At 60.2% G+C, this 1,586-nt stretch carries 1 protein-coding gene; it reads left to right on the top strand.

Annotation, left to right across the window (positions count from 1 at the left end):
• The first annotated feature begins 561 nt into the window (after positions 1 to 561).
• Positions 562 to 1,392, top strand: a complete 831-nt coding sequence (locus WG900_RS20085) for a 23S rRNA (adenine(2030)-N(6))-methyltransferase RlmJ (RefSeq protein ID WP_339970153.1) — start codon at positions 562 to 564, stop codon at positions 1,390 to 1,392.
• Positions 1,393 to 1,586 lie beyond the last annotated feature (194 nt).

The following is a 1,586-nucleotide window of genomic DNA, read 5'->3' as shown; positions in this document are numbered from 1 at the left end:
ATTACAAAATTTCGTTAATTGTAAACTGCTCTGGATCCCTAGTTCGAAGCCGGGGGGAACCCAGCTAGCTGCCTGGAGGCAATCGAGCCATTGCGCTCGGCAGCAATGTTCCCGGTTGCCACGCTTCACATTACGCCCATCCACAACCCAAGTGCGACGTGAACGAAAGGCAGCAATCAAAGCAATCAGCGGCAGCAGCGAGCTCAGCTAATCCCACCACCCGCTTCATTTCCCGATTCGAAATGTAGAATGGAGTTGGAGACCGGCCAAGTGGAGGCGAGGCCGGCCTCCGGCAGGCGAGATCAGAAGCGGGCGTTAATGCCCATCTTCACGACGCTGCCGCATCGATGAAGGCAACGCCGTTGGTCACGAGACCTGAAGCCTTGCGTCTCCGCCTCAGGCGACGAACACTCACGCGGGCTTGAGGCCTCGCGCAGAAGTGCGTTGAAGGTTGCCGTTCGACTTTATACTAGCCCGGGATTGGTTGCTTCAATTGCCTCGCGCTCGGCTTCCGCGCTCGGCAGCTGATATAAAGGCAGATCGTCAGGATTCTGATTCACAATGAATTATCGCCACTCCTTCCATGCTGGCAATAGCGCCGATGTCGTGAAGCACTGCCTGCTGATCGCCCTCGTGCGGGCCTTGCAGCAAAAACAGAGCGCGCTAACCCTGATCGATACCCATGCCGGATGCGGGCTGTACGACCTTCACGGCGAGGAGGCTGGGCGCACCGGCGAGTCCACGCAGGGCGTGCTGAGGGCTTTTGCTGACCAGAACCCCTTGTTGGACGACTACCGCGCCGCCGTGCAGGCGGTGAATGTCGGGGCCGAGCCGCACCTCTACCCGGGCTCGCCGCAGATTCTGGCGCAGCTTCTGCGCCCGCAGGATTTCCTGATCCTCAACGAAAAACATCCTCAGGACGCCTATAACCTGCGCGGCGTGATGCGCGGCACATCCGCTGCCGTGCATGAGCGCGACGCCTACGAGCTTTGGCTGGCGCTGCTGCCGCCCCGAACGCCTCGCGGCGTGGTGGTGGTCGACCCTCCCTATGAACAGCTGGACGAACGCAAACGTATCACAGCCACCCTCGCCGCTGCGCACCGCAAATGGTCGCATGGCGTGACGGTGATCTGGTATCCGCTGAAAGACCGCGCCGCGCATGAGCGATGGAAGCAGCAGCTTCGCAACCTCGGCATTCCGAAACTGCTGGGGGTGGAGCATTGGCTGTACGATAGCGATCAGCCCGGCATCTATAACGGTGCCGGCCTTTTTATCGTCAACCCGCCCTACGCCTTCACGCAGGCGCTGCCGCCTCTGCTGGAAGCCCTGCGCGCCGCGCTGGAGCCCGAGGGACATAGCGGCGAGATTGTAACCCAATGGTTGGGCGACTGAATTAAGCCCTCCCCCTCTCCCAAAGGAGAAATTGCCGTGCTGCCGGTTGCAAACAAAGCATGTCCCGGGATTCGCAGTCTGTCGGAGGTTGCCTGATGGAGGCGCGCTGCATCAATGCACCATCCAAGCCAGATTTGTATCTGCTCGGCATTCCCTGCCCTTGACAAGATGCTCACCTAGCTTTCTTGCCTTCG

The sequence above is a fragment of the Novosphingobium aquae genome (assembly GCF_037572715.1).
GTDB lineage: Bacteria > Pseudomonadota > Alphaproteobacteria > Sphingomonadales > Sphingomonadaceae > Novosphingobium > Novosphingobium aquae.
Note: the sequence above shows the minus strand (reverse complement) of the source record. Positions and strands in the feature narration are given on the sequence as shown.

Excerpts from the sequence above, each read along its gene's own strand:
- WG900_RS20085 (WP_339970153.1), top strand. The coding sequence starts at position 562 with ATGAATTATCGCCACTCCTTCCATGCTGGCAATAGCGCCGATGTCGTG.